Genomic DNA, 13413 nt, shown 5'->3' on the forward strand with positions numbered 1-13413 from the left:
GCGGAGCCCTGGCAACCGACGACACGCCGCTGGGGGCACCTCCCACGCCCTTCAGGCAGTGGGGGAACGCGTGCCGGACCCCGCGCCCCCGGCAAGGTCCACGCGCCATCCCCTAGGCCGACATCAGCAACCGACCCCTCCGGGCGTCCGCCAGCGCGTCCGGGGTGAGGACGGGCCGCGGGACGAGGATCCCGCAGTCGGTGCAGACGGGACCCGTCGAGGGTTCGTGGTCCAGGTCGTACTTCCAGACGAGGCGCTCCCCGTCGCACACCGGGCACACGGAGCCCGGTTCACGCTCCAGCGCGGAGATCAGCCCGCGCAGCACCTCCGCCAGCGGCCCGTCGGGATGGACGCGGGGGTCGTCGCACCAGGCGACCCCGAATCCGCCCCAGGTCAGCCGGTGCCAGTCGTCCACGCTGCCCGGCCTGCGCAGCCCGTCGTGCTTCTCCTTCCTGCGTCGCTCGGCGAACCCGACCTCGTAGGCCAGCCACACCGAACGCGCCGCCTCCAGTTCCTCCAGTGCGGCCACGAGCCGCGCTGGGTCGGGGGAGCGGTCCTCGGGTCCGAACCCGGCCCGGGAGCACAGATGGTCCCAGGTCGCCCTGTGCCCATAAGGGGCGAACCGCTCAAGGCACTTGCGCAGCGAATAGCGCCGTAGCGCCAGGTCGCACCGTGGATCGCGGACCTGTCTCGCCAGACTCCGGAAACCGGCCATCGCCCTGCACCTCCGTCACACCTGCACCTGTACTTCGGTCACTTCGGCGTCGTCGAACGGACGTCGCCGAATAGACGTATCGACACGCGATTCGGCTCCATCCGATTTCCGATGCCCCTCATAAGCCGATCCACCCGCTCAAAAAAGTGACGCGTGTTCATCTTCCAACTCGGGGATACCGGCGGTAACGTCCGGCGCACCCCACGTCGGGAGGAGCTGCCATGCCACGGCGCACCCCACGCAACGTCCTCGACAGACTGAGAACTCCCCGCGGCTTCCACGGGTTCCTGAAGGGCGCGTCCGTATGCGCCCTCCTGGCCGGTCTTTTGTCGCCGCTTTCCCCCGCGATGGCCGCCGGAACGGCTCCCATCTCGGAAAAGACCACACCGGCGACAGCCGGAACGACCTCGAAAGCGGCGGCCAACGACTACTGCGGCGGCCGGTGTTCCGACATCCTGCCGCCCGGTCAGAACGGCAACGCCACCCTGGCCCAGATCCTCCTCAACCAGGCCTTCGGCACCCAGCCCGCCCACGCCGAGGACCAACTCGGGCCCTACGCCGGCCTCGCCACCGGCTACTCCGGCCTCACCAACGACAAGATCAGCACCTTCTTCAACGACGCCTCCTTCGGCGTCCCCGACGGCCAGGTCGCCTCCACCGTCCGCCCGGCGGGACGCGGCGACGTGACCATCGTCCGCGACAAGAGGACCGGTGTGCCGCACATCACCGGCACCACCCGCTACGGCACCGAGTTCGGCGCCGGCTACGCGGCGGCACAGGACCGGCTGTGGCTGATGGACCTCTTCCGGCACGTCGGACGAGGCCAGTTGACCCCCTTCGCCGGCGGCGCCCCCGCCAACCAGGGACTGGAGCAGCAGTTCTGGCGCAGCGCCCCGTACACCGAGGCCGAACTGGCGGCCCAGATCGAGAGCGCCGCCGCCAAGGCCGGCGAGCGCGGCGAACTGGCCCTGGCCGACGTGGACGCCTACGTCGCCGGCGTCAACGCCTACATCGACGCCTCCGACAAGGGCCGCTACTTCCCCGGCGAGTACGTCCTGACCGGCCACAAGAACGCCATCACCAACGCCGGCACCATCGAGCACTTCAGGCGCACCGACCTGATCGCGCTGGCCTCCGTCATCGGCTCCCTCTTCGGCGCGGGCGGCGGCGGCGAGGTCAGCAACGCGCTCTCGCTGCTCGCCGCCCAGGAGAAGTACGGCGTGGCCGAGGGCACGAAGGTCTGGGAGTCCTTCCGCCAGCGCAACGACCCCGAGGCGGTCCTCACCCAGCACGCCGGCAGCTTCCCGTACCTGCCCGCACCGGACGACCCCCAGGGCCGTGCCCTGCCCGACGCCGGCTCGGTCGAGGCGGAACCGCTGGTGTACGACCGTACGGGCAGCGCCGCCGCGTCGAGCGCGACCGGCGCCTCCGCCACGGCGGCGGACGCGGCCGTGACCTCGGCCCGGCGCGGTATGTCCAACGCCCTCGTCGTCAGCGGCGAGCACACCGCGAGCGGCCATCCGGTCGCCGTCTTCGGTCCGCAGACCGGCTACTTCGCGCCGCAGCTCCTCATGCTCCAGGAGATCCAGGGCCCGGGCATCAGCGCCCGCGGCGCCTCCTTCGCGGGCCTGAGCATGTACGTCGAACTCGGCCGCGGCCAGGACTACGCGTGGAGCGCGACCACCTCCGGCCAGGACATCATCGACACCTACGCGGTCGAACTGTGCCAGGACGACTACCACTACCTCCACCGCGGCACCTGCACGCCGATGGAGAAGATCGAGCGGAAGAACGCGTGGAAGCCGACCGTCGCGGACGGCACCAAGGCCGGCTCCTACACGATGCGGGCCTGGCGCACCGAGTACGGCCCGGTCGAGTACCGTGCCACGGTCGGCGGCAAGAAGGTCGCCTACACCACCCTGCGCTCCTCATTCATGCACGAGGCCGACTCGATCATCGGCTTCCAGATGCTGAACGACCCGGAGTACCTGAACGGCCCCGAGCGCTTCCGCAGCGCCGTGCAGAACATCAACTACACCTTCAACTGGTTCTACGCCGACTCCGAGCACACCGCGTACTACAACAGCGGCGACAACCCGGTACGGGCGAACGGCGTCGACGCCGACTTCCCGGTCTGGGCGCGGGCGGCGTACGAGTGGAAGGACTGGGACCCGGCCGCGAACACGGCCGAGTACACGCCGGCGTCCGCCCATCCGCACTCCCTCGACCAGGAGTACTACGTCTCCTGGAACAACAAACAGGCCAGGGACTACGCCACCGCGCCCTGGGGCAACGGCTCCGTCCACCGCGGCAACCTCCTCGACGACCGCGTGAAGAAGCTGGTCGCCGACGGCGGCGTCACCCGCGCCGCACTGGTGCAGGCCATGGCCGAGGCGGGCCTCGCCGACCTGCGGGCCGAGGACGTACTGCCGGACCTGCTGAAGGTGATCGGCTCCGCGCCGGTGACCGACCCCGCGGCCAAGGAGGCCGTGGACCGGCTCAAGGCCTGGCACGCGGCGGGCGCCCTGCGCACGGAGGCCTCGGCCGGCTCCAGGAAGTACGCGCACGCCGACGCGATCCGCACCCTGGACGCCTGGTGGCCGCTGCTGGTGAAGGCCGAGTTCGAACCGGGCCTCGGCAGCGACCTCTACACCGCCTTCACCCGCAACCTCCCCGTCGACGAGTCCCCGTCCGCCGCGCACGGCCCGACCGGCGCACACGCCGGCAGTGCCTTCCAGTACGGCTGGTGGAGCTATGTCGACAAGGACATCCGGTCCGTGCTCGGCGAGTCCGTCCAGGGACCGCTCGCGCGCGCGTACTGCGGCGACGGCGACCTCGCCGCCTGCCGGGACACCCTGGTCTCCACCCTGAAGGAGGCGGCGGGCCGGACGCCCGCCCAGGTCTATCCCGGCGACGACAACTGCTCGGCGGGCGACCAGTGGTGTGCCGACTCGGTGATCCACCGCACCCTCGGCGGCATCAAGCACGGCGGGATCGGCTGGCAGAACCGGCCGACCTACCAGCAGGTCGTGGAGTTCACGTCCCACCGGTGACCGGCCGGTCGCACGGTCACCTGTAGAGGAGGTACTGGCGGCGCGTCCCGCGGAACGCCGCCAGTTCCTTCTCCCAGCCGCCCACCACCTCGTCGGTGTCCGCCCCCGCGTCGATCATCGTGCGCACCTGCGTGGAGCCGGTGAGTTTGTCGATCCAGTTGTCCGGCCGCCAGGCGAAGCCGTCCCAGCTCCGCTTGGCGGTCACCAGGAGGGCGATCCCGGTGCGCACCGGGTCGAAGGCGGCCCGGTCGTGCACATGGAGCTGTACGCCGCCGACGGTCTTCCCCTGGAACTTGGAGAAGGTGGGCGCGAAGTACGCCTCCCTGAAGCGCACGCCGGGCAGGTCGAGGCCGTTCGCGGCGGCGGCCCAGCTCCCGTCGATGCCCTCCGCCCCGATCAGCTCGAACGGGCGGGTGGTGCCGCGCCCCTCCGACAGGTTCGTGCCCTCGAACAGACACGTGCCCGAGTAGACGAGTGCGCAATCCGGCGTCGGCATGTTCGGGCTCGGCGGCACCCAGGGCAGCCCGGAGGCGTCGAAGAACTCCGAGCGCTTCCAGCCCGACATCGGCACGGTCTCCAGCGGCACCGGCGACGTCAGGAACTCGCCGTTGAAGAGCCGCGCCAGCTCGGCGACCGTCATGCCGTGCGCCTGGGCGATCGGCTGCCGGCCGACGAAGGTCGCGAACTCCTTGTGCAGGATCGGGCCGAGGGCCGCCCGCCCGGTCACCGGGTTCGGCCGGTCCAGGACCACGAACCGCTTGCCCGCCAGCCGGGCCGACTCCATGCAGTCGAACAGCGTCCAGATGTACGTGTAGAAGCGCGCGCCGACGTCCTGGATGTCGAAGACGACGGTGTCCACGCCGGACGCGGTGAAGATGTCCGCGAGCGGCTGCCCGCTCTTCAGGTACGTGTCGTAGACCGGCAGCCCGGTCGCGGGGTCGTCGTAGCGGCCCTCGGAGCCGCCCGCCTGCGCGGTGCCGCGGAAGCCGTGCTCGGGGCCGAAGACGGCGGTCAGGTCCACGCGGTCGTCGGCGTGCATGACGTCGACGATGTGGCGTACGTCCCGGGCGATGCCGGTCGGGTTGGTGACGACGCCGACCTTCTGTCCGTCGAGGAGGGCGTAGCCGTCGGCGGCGAGGCGCTCGAAGCCGGTGCGCAGCCGGCGGCCGCCGTGGCCTCCGGGTGCCGCCTGTGCCGTGCCGGTCGTGACGGCCGTGGCGGTGGCCGCCACCGCGGCCGTCGTGGCGAGCAGGTTCCGTCTGGACAGCGTCATGCGGTGACCTCCGTGATCGCGGCGGGTGTCATGCGCACGCACGCTAACCCGCGCCGCGTGCCGCACGGAATGGAGTAGACCGCGGTTCGCCCCTTCCGTCGCACATACCGACTGGTTAGTCTGGCGCTGCGGCAGAGCCCGCATGTGGTGTCGCAGTCGTGTCGCAGCCGTGTCGAGGGAGACCGATGGTGGAAACCGTGCAGGATGCCGGAGTCGTCGTCACCGGAGCGGGAGGCGGCATCGGTGCCGCGCTGGCCCGCCGCTTCGCCGCCGAGGGCGCCCGGGTCGTCGTCAACGATCTGGACGCCGACCGGGCGAAGGCCGTCGCCGGCGAGATCGGCGGCATCGCGGTCCCGGGCGACGCCTCCACGATCGTCACCGAGGCACGCGAGGCGCTCGGCGGCACGGTCGACGTGTACTGCGCCAACGCGGGCGTCGGCTCCGGGGGTTCCGAGGCGGCCGAGGAGGCCGTCTGGGCGCTCGCCTGGGACGTCAACGTCATGGCACACGTACGGGCGGCCCACGAACTGATCCCGGACTGGCTGGAGCGCGGCAGCGGCCGTTTCGTCTCCACCGTCTCGGCCGCCGGACTGCTCACCATGATCGGTGCCGCGCCCTACAGCGTCACCAAGCACGGCGCCTACGCGTTCGCCGAGTGGCTGTCCCTCACGTACCGCCACCGCGGGGTCAAGGTGCACGCCATCTGCCCGCAGGGCGTGCGCACCGACATGCTCACCGCGAGCGGCAGCGCGGGCGAACTGGTGCTCCAGCCCACCGCGATCGAGCCGCAGGACGTCGCGGACGCCCTCTTCAAGGGCATCGAGGAGGACCGCTTCCTGATCCTGCCGCACCCCGAGGCCGCCGAGTACTACCAGGCCCGCGCCGCCGAGCCCGACCGCTGGCTGCACGGCATGAACCGGCTCCAGCGGCAGTGGGAGGAGGCGACGGCCCGATGACCGGCTCCCGTTACGCGGCCAAGCCCTGGCTGGACCTGCTGACCGACGCCCAGAAAGCCCCGCTCGACCCGGACGCCTCCCTGGTGCACGCCCTGCGCCGGGCCGCCGCCGAGGCACCCGACCGCGCCTTCCTCGCGTACTTCGACGGCCGCCTCACCTACCGCGAGGTGGACGAGCTGAGCGACTCCGTCGCCGGGCACCTCGCCGCGCGCGGCCTGGAGCGCGGCGAGCGGGTCGCGGTCCTGCTCCAGAACTCCCCGCATTTCGTGCTCGCCGTCCTCGGCGCCTGGAAGGCGGGCGCGGTCGTCGTGCCCGTCAACCCCATGTACAAGTCGGGGGAGGTCGGCCACGTCCTGCGGGACGGCGAGGTGGCCGCGCTGATCTGCTCCGACCGGGCCTGGGAGTCGTACCTGCGCGAGACGGCGGCCCACTCGCCGGTGCGGATCGTGCTCACGGGGTGCGAGTTGGACTTCCAGACCCGCCAGGACGCGCGCGTGCTGACCTTCGAGCGGCTGCCGGGCGCCACCGACGCCGACGGCCTCGCGGAGGCAGCCCGCGCCGGACACAAGGCTCCGGCCGGCCGGGACCCCGAGCCCGGCGACACCGCGCTCATCAGCTACACCTCGGGCACCAGCGGCACGCCCAAGGGCGCCACCAACACGCACCGCAACATCATGTACAACGCCGAGCGCCAGCGCACCGGGCTCGGTCTTCCCGAGGCGCCGGTCTACTTCGCGCTGGCGCCGCTGTTCCACATCACCGGCATGGTCTGCGAGTTCGGCGCCTGCCTGAACAGCGTGGGCACGCTCGTCCTGGCGTACCGCTTCGAGCCGGGTGTCGTGCTGGACGCCTTCGCCGAGCACCGGCCGCACTACACGGTCGGCCCGTCCACCGCCTTCATGGCGCTGGCCGCCCACCCGTCCGTCACCCGCGAGCACTTCGCCTCCTTCGCGAACATCTCCTCCGGCGGCGCCCCGCTGCCGCCCGCGCTGGTGGAGAAGTTCCGCGCGGGCTTCGGGCCGTACATCCGCAACGGCTACGGACTCACCGAGTGCACCGCGCCGTGCGCCTCGGTGCCACCGCACCTGGAGGCGCCCGTCGACCCGGTCTCCGGGACGCTCGCCGTCGGCGTGCCCGGCCCCGAGACGGTCGTCCGGATCGTCGACGAGCAGGGCGCCGAGATGCCCTTCGGGGAGCAGGGCGAGATCGTGGTCAGCGGTCCGCAGGTCGTCCCCGGCTACTGGCGGCGCCCCGACGCCACCGCCGAGACCTTCCCCGGCGGCGAGCTGCGCACCGGCGACATCGGCTTCATGGACGCCCAGGGGTGGCTCTACGTCGTCGACCGCAAGAAGGACATGATCAACGCCTCCGGCTTCAAGGTCTGGCCGCGCGAGGTGGAGGACGTCCTCTACACCCACCCGGCGGTGCGCGAGGCAGCCGTCGTCGGCGTGCCCGACGGGTACCGCGGGGAGACCGTCAAGGCGTACATCAGCCTCCGTCCGGGTGCCGAGACGGACCCGGACGCGCTCGCCGCGTACTGCGAGGAGAGACTGGCCGCCTACAAATACCCGCGTCAGGTGGAGATCCTGCCCGAGTTGCCGAAGACGGCTAGTGGGAAGATCCTCCGTCGGGAACTGCGTTCCCGTAGGCACGACGGCGGACAGTGAAGACGGACAGTCTAGAACGGAAAGGCAGGTGACGGCAGTGCCCAGGACCACGGACGGGGACGGCACTCCGGTGCCGCAGCGGCTCCTGGCCGCCGCCACCCGGCTCTTCGCGGAGCAGGGCTACGACCGCACCTCGGTCCAGGAGATCGTGGAGGCGGCCGGCGTCACCAAGGGAGCGCTGTACCACTACTTCGGCTCCAAGGACGACCTCCTGCACGAGGTCTACGCGCGCGTGCTGCGCCTCCAGCAGGAGCGCCTGGACGCGTTCGCGGACTCCGACGATCCGGTCGAGAAGCGGGTGCGGGACGCGGCGGCCGACGTCGTCGTCACGACCATCGACAACCTCGACGACGCGTCGATCTTCTTCCGTTCCATGCACCAGCTGAGCCCGGAGAAGAACAGGCAGGTGCGTGCGGAGCGCCGGCGCTACCACGAGCGCTTCCGGGCGCTCATCGAGGAGGGCCAGCAGGCCGGCGTCTTCACCAAGGAGTCCCCGGCCGACCTGGTGGTGGACTACCACTTCGGCTCCGTCCACCACCTGTCCACCTGGTACCGGCCCGACGGCCCGCTCGGCCCGCAGGAGGTCGCAGACCACCTGGCCGACCTGCTGCTGCGGGCACTGCGGCCGTGAGGTGACGGCCCCCCGGGTTCCGGGGGGCGCCGCCTCGCTCAGAGGTACTTCTTGATCTCCCGGCGTGCCAGCGAGCGCTGGTGGACCTCGTCCGGGCCGTCGGCGATCATCAGCGTCCGGGCGCCCGCGTACAGCTCGGCCAGCGGGAAGTCCTGGCTCACGCCGCCCGCGCCGTGCAGCTGGATCGCCCGGTCGATGATGTCGACCACCGCGCGGGGCGTGGCGATCTTGATGGCCTGGATCTCGGTGTGGGCGCCCCGGTTGCCGACGGTGTCCATCAGCCAGGCCGTCTTGAGGACGAGGAGCCGCAGCTGCTCGACGGTGACGCGCGCGTCCGCGATCCAGTTGTGCACCACGCCCTGCTGGGCCAGCGCCTTGCCGAACGCGTCGCGGGACACCGCGCGGCGGCACATCAGCTCGATGGCCCGCTCGGCCATGCCGATCAGCCGCATGCAGTGGTGGATGCGGCCCGGTCCCAGGCGGGCCTGGGCGATGGCGAAGCCGCCGCCCTCCTCGCCGATCAGGTTCGACACCGGCACGCGCGCGTGGTCGAAGGTCACCTCGGCGTGGCCGCCGTGGTAGTGGTCCTCGTAGCCGAAGACCTGCATGGCCCGGTCGACGGTCACGCCCGGCGTGTCGCGCGGGACCAGCACCATGGACTGCTGGCGGCGGATGTCCTCGCCGTCCGGGTCGGTCTTGCCCATCACGATGAAGATCTGGCAGTCCGGGTTCATCGCCCCGGAGATGTACCACTTGCGGCCCGTGATGACGTACTCGTCGCCGTCGCGCTCGATGTGCGTGGTGATGTTCGTGGCGTCGGAGGAGGCCACGTCCGGCTCGGTCATCGCGAACGCCGAGCGGATCTCACCGGCGAGCAGCGGCTGGAGCCACTGCTTCTGCTGCGCCTCGTCGGCGAACTGGGTCAGCACCTCCATGTTCCCGGTGTCCGGCGCCGCGCAGTTCGTCGCCGTCGGCGCCAGGTGCGGGCTGCGACCGGTGATCTCGGCGAGCGGCGCGTACTGGAGGTTGGTGAGGCCGGCGCCGTGCTCGGCGTCGGGGAGGAAGAGGTTCCACAGGCCCTGGCGACGGGCCTCGGCCTTCAGGTCCTCCACGACCTGCGGGGTGTCCCAGGGGGAGGCGAGCCGGGCTCGCTGCTCGTGGGCGACCTGTTCGGCCGGGTGGACGTACTCGTCCATGAAGGCGAGCAGCTTGGCGCGGAGTTCCTCGGTGCGTGCGTCGAACGCGAAGTCCATGACGGTTCAGCCTTCCTGAAGGGTGGTCAGGCCGTGCTCGATGAAGACGGGGACGAGGTCGCCGATGCGGTCGAAGCCGCGGCCGACGGTCTGGCCCAGCGTGTAGCGGTAGTGGATGCCCTCCAGGATCACGGCGAGCTTGAACCAGGCGAACGCCGTGTACCAGGCGACGGCGGACACGTCGCGCCCCGAGCGCGCGGCATACCGCTCGATCAGCTCGGCGGGGGCGGGGTGGCCGGGCGCCTGGGCCGTGGTGGAGACGGGGGAGTCGGGCATGCCGAGCGGCATGCTGTACATCACCAGCAGGCCGAGGTCGGTGAGCGGGTCGCCGAGGGTGGACATCTCCCAGTCGAGGATCGCGTTGATCTCGTCCCGGTCGCCGCCGATCAGGACGTTGTCCAGGCGGTAGTCCCCGTGCACGACGGTCGGGGCGGGGGAGCCGGGCAGTTCCCGGCCGAGGGTGGCGTGCAGCTCGTCGATGCCGGCCAGATCGCGGTTGCGGGAGGCGTCCAGCTGTTTGGCCCAGCGGCGCAGCTGGCGGTCCAGGAAGCCCTCGGGGCGGCCGAAGTCGCCCAGGCCCACGGCGGCGGGGTCCACCGCGTGCAGCTCGACGAGCGTGTCGACCAGGTTCAGCACGGCGGCCCGGGTGCGCTCGGGGCCGAGCGGGGCGAGCTGGTCGGCGGTGCGGTACGGGGTGCCGTCGACGAACTCCATGACGTAGAAGGGCGACCCGATGACCTCCTCGTCCTCGCAGAGGAGGACCGGGCGCGGCACCGGTACGTCCGTCGGGTGCAGGGCGCTGATGACACGGTGCTCGCGCTTCATGTCGTGCGCGGTGGCCAGGACATGGCCGAGCGGGGGTCGTCGTACGACCCAGCGCGCGGTACCGTCCGAGACCGCGTAGGTGAGGTTCGACCGTCCGCCTTCGATCAGCCGGCCGGACAGCGGGCCGGTCACCAGGCCGGGCCGCTCGCGGTCGAGCAGGCCGCGCAACCGGTCGAGATCGAGTCCGGGCGGGTGGTCGGGGCTCATCGTCGCTCCTACGGGCAGGTGAACAGTACCCGACTCATGATGCCGACCGGTCGGTATGCCGTCCAGTAGGGAAGCGGAACGTGATCGGCGCCACCATAGGACGACGGCTCCCCGCGCGGGCGCGCGGGGAGCCGTCGGGCGGGGGCGTGATGTGTGGGTACGGGGTACGGGGTACGGGTGACGGGTGAAGGCGGGGCGGGGCGGGGCGGGTCGCCGTCGGTCAGTGGTCGTCCCAGTGGCCGTCGTGGGCGGCGTGGCGGTGGCCGTCGTGCAGGTAGTCGACGTGGCCGCCGTGGAGGACACCCGCGTGTCCGCAGCCTTCGCCGTGCCGGTGGTCGTGGCTCTCGTGCGTGGTGTGCCCGGAGGGCTCGCACTCGTCCCAGTGGCCGCCGTGCTGCCGGTGCAGGTGCCCGTCGTGCGCGTAGTCGACGTGGTCGCCGTGGGGCACCTCTGTGTGGCCGCAGTCCCGGCCGTGGTCATGAGCGTGGTCCTGGGCGGGGTGTTCCTGGTGGAGAGTGGTCATGGACCTCACCTTATCGGTGCATATTTGGACATTCAGCTTGCGTGGTGCCCGGGTACCCCGGAGGGTCGGAGCCATGAAGGCGATCAGTTACGCACGGTACGGCGGTCCCGAGACCCTGGAGTACGGGGACGTTCCGGATCCCCGGGTCGGTCCCGACTCGGTGCTCGTGAAGGTACGGGCCGCCGCCGTCAATCCCGTCGACTGGAAGTGCCGCGACGGCCATCTCGACGCCGTCCTCCAGCCCGTCTTCCCCGTGATCCCCGGGTGGGACGTCTCGGGGGTCGTCGTGCGGCCCGGGGCCTCCGTCACGGAGTTCGCCGCCGGGGACGAGGTCATCGGCTACGTCCGTGAGGACTTCCTGTCCCGGGGGACCTTCGCCGAGTACGTCGCGGCGCCCGTGCGCACCCTCGCGCGCAAGCCGCGCAATCTCACCCACGAGGAGGCGGCCGGGCTGCCGCTGACCGGGCTGACCGCGTACCAGGTGCTGGTGAAGGCGCTGGAGGTGAAGCGGGGCGAGACCGTCCTCGTGCACGCGGCCGCGGGTGGGGTCGGCTCGATCGCCGTGCAGTTGGGACGCCACCTGGGGGCGCGGGTCATCGGAACGGCGAGCGAGCGCAACCACGACTTCGTGCGGGGGCTGGGCGGGGAGCCGGTGGCGTACGGGGAGGGGCTGGCCGAACGGGTACGGGGGCTGGCGCCCGAGGGTGTGGACGCCGTGTTCGACACGGTCGGCGGCGAGACGCTGACGGTCTCGGCGAACCTGCTCGCCACCGAGGGGCGCCTCGTGTCGATCGCCGACGCGGACGTCGTCGACCACGGCGGGCGGTACTCCTTCGTGCGCCCCGACGCCGCGGACCTGCTGCGGTTGACTGAGCTGGTGGAGCAGGGGGTCGTGAGCGTGCACGTGTCGGAGACGTTCCCGCTGGAGCGGGCGGCGGACGCGCACCGGTTGAACCAGGAGGGGCGGACTCGGGGCAAGATCGTGGTGACGGTGGGGCGGGAGTAGCGGGGCGGGCGGGGGTGGGGCGTCCCTTCGGTTTCTATCGGTTTCTAGAAGACGAGGAACGCGCCGCACACCGCCAGCGCCACCGTGCACAGGGTGGCCGCCGTGGCGTACGGAGGGGGCAGGGCGCGGGGTCTGTTCGTCGAGGCCAGGGTGCGGATGCGACCGTGGGCGATGCGCAGGAAGGCCAGCCAGAGAGCGCAGCACAGGGTGCCCGCGACGACCGCGGCGGGGGTCGCGCCGCCGTGCAGCGCGGTCTTCGCGGCGAGTACGGCCACGACGGTGCCGGACAGGGTCGTGCGGCGCCAGGCGAGTCTTGTGCGCTCGGGCTGGAGCCCGGGGTCGCGGCCGGGGGCGGCCGGGTCGGCGTCCGGGTCCGCGTCGGCGCTCATGCTCAGCCCTCCCATCCGACGAGGACCACGAGGACCATCGCCAGGGCGACCACGGCGACGACCAGGCTGAGCAGGGCCGGGAAGCGGGAGACGGGGAGGTCGTCGCCGCGGCGCATGGCCCGTTCGCAGCGCACCCAGTGGTTCACCGCGCGCAGCGAGCACAACACGCCGGCCGCGAGCAGCGCCAGCGCGAGGCCCACCCGCCAGCCCCAGCGCAGGTCGGGCAGGAACTGGTCCACCGCGAATCCGCCGCCGATCAGGGCGAGAGCGGTGCGCAGCCAGGCGAGGAAGGTGCGCTCGTTCGCCAGCGAGAACCGGTAGTCGGGGGTGCTGCCCTCCCGCCGGATCTCCTCGGGCGCGAACCAGAGCCGGGCGTTCCGTACGAATTCGATCACGCGGGGACCCTACCGGGCGGTCACGGAACGCCTGCGGCGGCCTGCGCGGGTCCGGTGGGGGTTCGGGTGGCGCGTTCTGTTTCGGCGTGGGTCGGGCCGCGCCGGGGGGTGTCCGTCCTCGGAACGGCGCGGAATCGGTCGGCCACAGAAGTGCCGTGTGCTGACGCGCCAACCGCTGCGGGCGAACACCCCCCGACACGTCCCTCCGCGCCGTACGCGGCTCTCCGTCCAGCCCGCCCAGCTACGGGCAGTCGTGCCGCCGTACGCGGCTCTCCGTCCCGCGTAGCAGCGGGCAGCGGTGCCGTCGTGCGTGGTTGTCCGTCCCGCCGCTGCGGGCAGTCGTGCCGTCGTGCGTGGTTGTCCGTCCCGCCGCTGCGGGCAGTCGTGCCGTCGTGCGCGGTTCTCCGCCCCGCCGCTGCGGGCAGTCGTGCCTCCCCCAGTTCCTGAACGGCCTGGGAGGTCTCCCCAGGGGCGGCACGGGTGGGCGCGGCGGCACCCCGTAACGCCGGGCCGCGGGCCC

General features: G+C 71.9%; 12 protein-coding genes. 5 read left to right on the forward strand and 7 right to left on the reverse strand.

Going from position 1 to position 13413, the window contains the following annotated elements; genetic code table 11:
• Window positions 1-112 precede the first annotated feature (112 nt).
• Complete coding sequence (locus ACIQ1J_RS18205) at window positions 113-715, reverse strand: hypothetical protein (RefSeq protein ID WP_210961788.1); 603 nt, start codon at window positions 713-715, stop codon at window positions 113-115.
• 221 nt (window positions 716-936) lie between these two features.
• Between ACIQ1J_RS18205 and ACIQ1J_RS18210 the strand changes: the two genes are divergently transcribed.
• Window positions 937-3768, forward strand: coding sequence for a penicillin acylase family protein (locus tag ACIQ1J_RS18210; protein WP_403557772.1), 2832 nt, complete (start codon window positions 937-939; stop codon window positions 3766-3768).
• A 16-nt stretch (window positions 3769-3784) separates the two neighbouring features.
• Here ACIQ1J_RS18210 and ACIQ1J_RS18215 read toward each other — a convergent pair whose 3' ends face one another.
• Complete coding sequence (locus tag ACIQ1J_RS18215; protein WP_403557774.1) at window positions 3785-5041, reverse strand: exo-beta-N-acetylmuramidase NamZ domain-containing protein; 1257 nt, start codon at window positions 5039-5041, stop codon at window positions 3785-3787.
• A 185-nt stretch (window positions 5042-5226) separates the two neighbouring features.
• Here ACIQ1J_RS18215 and ACIQ1J_RS18220 point away from each other — a divergent pair, with 185 nt between their 5' ends.
• The 3 genes from ACIQ1J_RS18220 to ACIQ1J_RS18230 are packed head-to-tail and all read left to right on the forward strand — an operon-like array spanning window position 5227 to window position 8295.
• Window positions 5227-5997 (forward strand): SDR family oxidoreductase, encoded by a 771-nt coding sequence (locus ACIQ1J_RS18220; protein ID WP_403557776.1) that lies wholly within the window; start codon window positions 5227-5229, stop codon window positions 5995-5997.
• Window positions 5994-7664: a class I adenylate-forming enzyme family protein gene (locus tag ACIQ1J_RS18225; protein ID WP_403557778.1), complete on the forward strand. Its 1671-nt coding sequence runs from the start codon at window positions 5994-5996 to the stop codon at window positions 7662-7664. The genes ACIQ1J_RS18220 and ACIQ1J_RS18225 overlap by 4 nt, the downstream gene beginning before the upstream one ends.
• A gap of 37 nt (window positions 7665-7701) precedes the next feature.
• Window positions 7702-8295: a TetR/AcrR family transcriptional regulator gene (locus ACIQ1J_RS18230; protein WP_210961783.1), complete on the forward strand. Its 594-nt coding sequence runs from the start codon at window positions 7702-7704 to the stop codon at window positions 8293-8295.
• Between the two features lie 38 nt (window positions 8296-8333).
• Here ACIQ1J_RS18230 and ACIQ1J_RS18235 read toward each other — a convergent pair whose 3' ends face one another.
• The 3 genes from ACIQ1J_RS18235 to ACIQ1J_RS18245 form a co-directional block, all read right to left on the reverse strand.
• Entirely contained in the window at window positions 8334-9548 is a 1215-nt protein-coding gene (locus ACIQ1J_RS18235) for an acyl-CoA dehydrogenase family protein (protein WP_403557780.1), read from the reverse strand.
• Between the two features lie 6 nt (window positions 9549-9554).
• Window positions 9555-10580, reverse strand: coding sequence for a phosphotransferase family protein (locus ACIQ1J_RS18240; RefSeq protein WP_403557782.1), 1026 nt, complete (start codon window positions 10578-10580; stop codon window positions 9555-9557).
• 220 nt (window positions 10581-10800) lie between these two features.
• A complete protein-coding gene (locus ACIQ1J_RS18245; protein ID WP_403557784.1) occupies window positions 10801-11103 on the reverse strand; it encodes a hypothetical protein in 303 nt (100 codons plus the stop codon).
• 73 nt (window positions 11104-11176) lie between these two features.
• Here ACIQ1J_RS18245 and ACIQ1J_RS18250 point away from each other — a divergent pair, with 73 nt between their 5' ends.
• On the forward strand, window positions 11177-12109 hold the full coding sequence (locus ACIQ1J_RS18250) for an NADP-dependent oxidoreductase (RefSeq protein WP_403557786.1): 933 nt from the start codon (window positions 11177-11179) through the stop codon (window positions 12107-12109).
• 44 nt (window positions 12110-12153) lie between these two features.
• On the opposite strand, the gene ACIQ1J_RS18255 is transcribed toward ACIQ1J_RS18250, so the two are convergent.
• Entirely contained in the window at window positions 12154-12498 is a 345-nt protein-coding gene (locus ACIQ1J_RS18255) for a DUF202 domain-containing protein (protein ID WP_403557788.1), read from the reverse strand.
• A 2-nt stretch (window positions 12499-12500) separates the two neighbouring features.
• Window positions 12501-12893, reverse strand: coding sequence for a DUF202 domain-containing protein (locus ACIQ1J_RS18260; protein ID WP_210961777.1), 393 nt, complete (start codon window positions 12891-12893; stop codon window positions 12501-12503).
• Window positions 12894-13413 lie beyond the last annotated feature (520 nt).

Origin of the sequence: Streptomyces sp. NPDC097107, assembly GCF_044762405.1 — a bacterium.
In the GTDB taxonomy this organism is placed as follows: Bacteria; Actinomycetota; Actinomycetes; order Streptomycetales; family Streptomycetaceae; genus Streptomyces; species Streptomyces thinghirensis.

Excerpts from the sequence above, each read along its gene's own strand:
- ACIQ1J_RS18215 (WP_403557774.1), bottom strand. The coding sequence starts at position 5,041 with ATGACGCTGTCCAGACGGAACCTGCTCGCCACGACGGCCGCGGTGGCG.
- ACIQ1J_RS18205 (WP_210961788.1), bottom strand. The coding sequence starts at position 715 with ATGGCCGGTTTCCGGAGTCTGGCGAGACAGGTCCGCGATCCACGGTGC.
- ACIQ1J_RS18240 (WP_403557782.1), bottom strand. The coding sequence starts at position 10,580 with ATGAGCCCCGACCACCCGCCCGGACTCGATCTCGACCGGTTGCGCGGC.
- ACIQ1J_RS18250 (WP_403557786.1), top strand. The coding sequence starts at position 11,177 with ATGAAGGCGATCAGTTACGCACGGTACGGCGGTCCCGAGACCCTGGAG.
- ACIQ1J_RS18220 (WP_403557776.1), top strand. The coding sequence starts at position 5,227 with ATGGTGGAAACCGTGCAGGATGCCGGAGTCGTCGTCACCGGAGCGGGA.
- ACIQ1J_RS18245 (WP_403557784.1), bottom strand. The coding sequence starts at position 11,103 with ATGACCACTCTCCACCAGGAACACCCCGCCCAGGACCACGCTCATGAC.
- ACIQ1J_RS18210 (WP_403557772.1), top strand. The coding sequence starts at position 937 with ATGCCACGGCGCACCCCACGCAACGTCCTCGACAGACTGAGAACTCCC.
- ACIQ1J_RS18235 (WP_403557780.1), bottom strand. The coding sequence starts at position 9,548 with ATGGACTTCGCGTTCGACGCACGCACCGAGGAACTCCGCGCCAAGCTG.
- ACIQ1J_RS18225 (WP_403557778.1), top strand. The coding sequence starts at position 5,994 with ATGACCGGCTCCCGTTACGCGGCCAAGCCCTGGCTGGACCTGCTGACC.
- ACIQ1J_RS18255 (WP_403557788.1), bottom strand. The coding sequence starts at position 12,498 with ATGAGCGCCGACGCGGACCCGGACGCCGACCCGGCCGCCCCCGGCCGC.